This is a genomic window from Oceanispirochaeta sp., from assembly GCF_027859075.1.
In the GTDB taxonomy this organism is placed as follows: Bacteria; Spirochaetota; Spirochaetia; order DSM-2461; family DSM-2461; genus Oceanispirochaeta.
In genome coordinates this window covers 1-4,227 of record NZ_JAQIBL010000311.1, presented here as the reverse complement: position 1 = coordinate 4,227, position 4,227 = coordinate 1, and the positions used below count along the sequence as shown (strand labels likewise).

Genomic DNA, 4,227 nt, shown 5'->3' with positions numbered 1-4,227 from the left:
AAATGAATGATCCTGTGCTTTCATGCTCTATACTCCTGCTGCCCAACTGACCGCATGCGGCCATCATTGTTTCCCCTTTACTCTGGCGGGTCCGGCAGTAATATCCTGCGTCTTTCATTTTATTCCAGACACGGGTCGTCTCTTCACTTGTCGGAGATCTCCAGGGGCTTCCTTTAACAGGATTATAAGGAATCAGATTAATTTTCACCTTCATTCCCTCTAAGAACTGGTTTAAAGCCTCCAGTTCACCCTCCTGATCACTGATCCCGGGTATGATCATATATTCAATATATAAACCATCTTTGCTTTGGCTGTAGGGTGAATCAAGGAGGACTTTACGTAATTCTCCCAAAGGGTATGCCTTGTTGATAGGCATAAGTGTCTCCCGGATATGATCCTGTGCACTGTGAAGACTGAGGCTCAGATGGAGGGTATGATAATTTTCATCAGGCCTTGATTCACACAATTTTGTTAATTTTAGAATTCCTTCACCATGGCCGGCAGTAGACAGTGAAATCCGCCGCTTGGGAATGTTTAAGCCCCGCTCATCAGAAAGGATATCCAGAGACTCAACGAGATTGTCAAAATTATCAAAAGGCTCCCCCATCCCCATAAATACGACGTTCTGCAGATCTGAAACGCCCAGTGCAAATCGTGCAGATAGAACCTGAGCCACAATTTCCGCAGTTGTGAGATTCCTGATAAATCCCATATTACCGGTTGCACAGAAAGCACAGCCATAGCGGCAGCCAATCTGGGATGACAGGCAGAGAGTGGAGTAATGCTGCATGGGGATGATGACAGATTCGCTGTAATAGTTCTGATTCATATCCAGAAGGAATTTGACAGTGCCCTCCTGTTCTTCCCTCGGACCAATCCGGGGCATATCAGTAGTGATGACTCTTTCCAGAAAATGCTGAAATGAGAGATGTTTCTCAAAATCAAAATTCCTGGAGGAGCCATGGTAGAGATACCGGAAAAGAGCGTCCCCATAACTCTCATTTTTGCCGAAGTTCTGCCGGACATACTCTATAAGATGGGTCCGATTATAATTCAGCAGGGTCATCATGGAAGGCCTCTTTTATTCCGCAGATTTAGAATCTTTAAAAATCGCAATTCCGGGCAGAACGGGCATAAGGAATCACATCCCGGATATTGGTCATGCCTGTAACATACTGAACAAGACGTTCAAATCCAAGACCGAACCCGGCATGGGGAACAGTTCCATATTTTCTCAGATCCAGATACCACCAGTAATCCTCAGGATTCAAGCCCTGTTCCTTGATTCTGTCCAAAAGCAGGTCGTACCTGTTTTCTCGTTCGCTGCCGCCGATGATTTCTCCCAGCCTTGGAACGAGAACATCCATGGCCCTGACAGTTTTGCCATCGCCGTTCATCTTCATATAGAAGGCTTTGATATCCTTGGGGTAGTCAGTAATGATGACTGGTCCTTTATAGATTTCTTCGGTGAGATATTTTTCATGTTCCGAAGCCAGGTCGATACCCCAGGAAACGGGGTATTCAAAAGAAACTGAAGAGGCTTTCAGATCTTCAATGGCTTTTGTGTAACTGATCCTGGTGAAGCTTGAGTTGATTACGGCCCTCAGGTCATCGATGATCCCTTTATGAATAAAAGTATTGAAAAAAACCATGTCTTCCTCGCAGTTATCCAGCACATACTTCAGCACATATTTAAGAAAATCTTCTGCCAGGTCCATATTACCGTTGATGTCGCAAAAAGACATTTCCGGCTCGATCATCCAGAATTCCGCCAGATGCCTGGAGGTGTTGGAGTTTTCGGCACGGAATGTCGGACCGAATGTATACACACGCCCCAATGCGGTGGCATAGGTTTCTGCCGAGAGCTGTCCGCTTACGGTGAGAGATGCCTTTTTACCAAAGAAATCCCGGGAATAATCGATTCCGGCACTACTATCAAAGGTTTCGAAGGGAAGAGTTGTAACCTGAAACATCTCCCCTGCCCCTTCGGCATCGCTGGCTGTGATAATGGGAGTGTGCACATTAAAAAACTCCAGTTCCTGAAAAAAGGAATGAACCGCAATAGTCAGGGCATTCCGGACTCTAGCAACGGCTCCGAAGGTATTGGTTCTGGTTCTTAAATGGGCTATTTCCCTGAGAAATTCGAAGGAGTGTCTCTTTTTCTGCAGAGGATAGTCGGAGGGACAGTCCCCCAGCTGCTCCAGGGAAAGAGCCTGCAGTTCCAGAGTCTGCCCCTTGGCGGGGGATTCCACGAGTATCCCCGTGACAGAGCAGCTTGCCCCCGTTGTCAGTGTGTGAAGCACATTTTCTGAAATAACCGACTTTTCGGCAATGACCTGAAGGTTATTCATACAGGAACCGTCATTTAAGGCGATAAAAACCAATTCCTTGGTGTCTCTTTTTGTCCGGACCCAGGCTTGTACCCTTATTTCAGAACCGATGCTGTCTGTCTTCTGTAAAATCTGCTTAATTGTATTGTCTACCATAAACGGCAGTATAATCCGAGACAGCTGTGCTGGCAATACTTGGAAATCAGAGAAACCCGGAGAGTCATGAAAATTCCAGTCTTTGAGACCCGGCTGATGGTCTGGATACATCCCGTAGCGGCAACGTGGACAGCAGTAAAAAAAACCCCATTAACCGGATAGGAACGGGGTTCGATAAGCAAAAATGGAAGAAGTCCGTCAGGGACTGGTTCTTTTTCTGTCCCTGGGAAAGAGAGAGGCTTCTTTCACATTTGTGAGGCACAGGATTTTCTGGGTAAGACGCTCCAGACCAATGGCAAACCCGCCGTGGGGAGGACATCCATATTTGAAGATGGACATGTAGTCTCCCAGTTCCTCTTCGGTCATACCGAATTTTGGAAGAGTCTCTTTCATCATCTTGTATTCATTGATTCTTCTTCCACCGGTTGTGATTTCCAATCCTCTGAAAATCAGGTCATAACTCATAGTTTTAAGGCCTTCGGGATAGGTGTAGAAGGGTCTCTTTTTCCTGGGAAAGGCATTGATAAAAACCATGGGGATACCATACTCTTCCTCTGCCCAGTCACAGATGACTCTTTCTGCTTCAGGATTAATTTCAAAAATACGCCTCCCAAGACGCTCGGAAACAATTTTCTTGGCCTGGTCATGGGGAATAACAGGAATATCTCTGCACTTATCCGGATCTGGCGTGGTCGCACCCCAGGCATCCAGGTCTTCCTGATTGTTCTCTCTCACCATGCGGAATAAATACTCCATCATTTCAGCTTCCAGGGTCATCAAGTCTTTTTCTGACTCAATAAAGCCCATTTCCACATCCAGAGAAACATACTCATTTATATGACGGGGAGTATCATGCTTCTCCGCCCGGTAAGCCTGGCCGATCTCAAAAACTCTTTCCAGACCGCTGGAAACCATGGTCTGTTTGTATTGCTGAGGAGACTGGGCAAGACAGACTTTTGTATCAAAATAGTCAACCTCAAAGAGATTTGATCCCCCTTCAGTCCCTCCGGCAACAAGTTTACTGGATTTAATCTCGGTAAAATCACGGAGTCTTAAAAAATCAGCAAAATACCGGACAAGATCGGCTTGCAGACGAAAAATAGAAAGGATTTTCGGGTTTCTGAGGGAGATCATCCTGTTATCCAGGATAGCTTCCAGACCGATATTCTCAGGGTCCTGATTCACTGGAAAGGGCAGATCAGCGGAGGCTTCAGACAGAACTTCCAATTTTGTCAGCTGCATCTCAAAGCCTTTGGGTGCCTTTTCATTTTCATGGATCATTCCAGTGGCACTGATAACGGTTTCAACATTGAGATCCAGTACTTCATTGGTTACAATCTGAGCCATTCCGCTTCTATCCCTGAGGATGATAAAATTCACCCCTCCCAGATCGCGGATACGGTGTACCCAGCCACTGAGGGTGATTTCTTTGCCGTTAGAATCTTTAATATCTTTTGATAATACTCGCATATTTTCCCTTCTCGTTTTTAAGCCCCGGATCAACCCAGAACTTTTTCCTTCAATACGGTCTGTACGACCTGAGGAGATGCTTTTCCCCCGGAGGCCTGCATGACCTGACCGACAAGGAATCCCATCTGACGGACATCACCATCCTGAACGGCTTGAGTCACATCTGCATGAGCCTTCAATACCCCGTCAATGATTTTTGCAATGGCTGCGGGATCTGAAATCTGAACGAGTCCCTGTTCATCACAAATCAGTTCAGGATCTTTATTCTCTT

Annotated in this window: 3 protein-coding genes and 1 pseudogene; all 4 read right to left on the bottom strand. The window is 46.1% G+C overall.

Translation table 11 applies throughout. The features are described 5' to 3' along the window. Nucleotides 1-1,069 (bottom strand): 23S rRNA (adenine(2503)-C(2))-methyltransferase RlmN (gene rlmN / locus PF479_RS17645; protein ID WP_298009408.1); only part of this gene is annotated, 1,069 nt, incomplete at its 3' end. 34 nt (nt 1,070-1,103) lie between these two features. Then, entirely contained in the window at nt 1,104-2,486 is a 1,383-nt protein-coding gene (asnS, locus tag PF479_RS17640; RefSeq protein ID WP_298009405.1) for an asparagine--tRNA ligase, read from the bottom strand. Nucleotides 2,487-2,684: 198 nt separating this feature from the next. Beyond that, complete coding sequence (gene aspS, locus PF479_RS17635) at nt 2,685-3,956, bottom strand: aspartate--tRNA(Asn) ligase (protein ID WP_298009402.1); 1,272 nt, start codon at nt 3,954-3,956, stop codon at nt 2,685-2,687. 29 nt (nt 3,957-3,985) lie between these two features. Beyond that, nucleotides 3,986-4,227 (bottom strand): annotated as a pseudogene (gatB, locus tag PF479_RS17630) (Asp-tRNA(Asn)/Glu-tRNA(Gln) amidotransferase GatCAB subunit B); the annotation flags it as partial.

Excerpts from the sequence above, each read along its gene's own strand:
- asnS (WP_298009405.1), bottom strand. The coding sequence starts at position 2,486 with ATGGTAGACAATACAATTAAGCAGATTTTACAGAAGACAGACAGCATC.
- aspS (WP_298009402.1), bottom strand. The coding sequence starts at position 3,956 with ATGCGAGTATTATCAAAAGATATTAAAGATTCTAACGGCAAAGAAATC.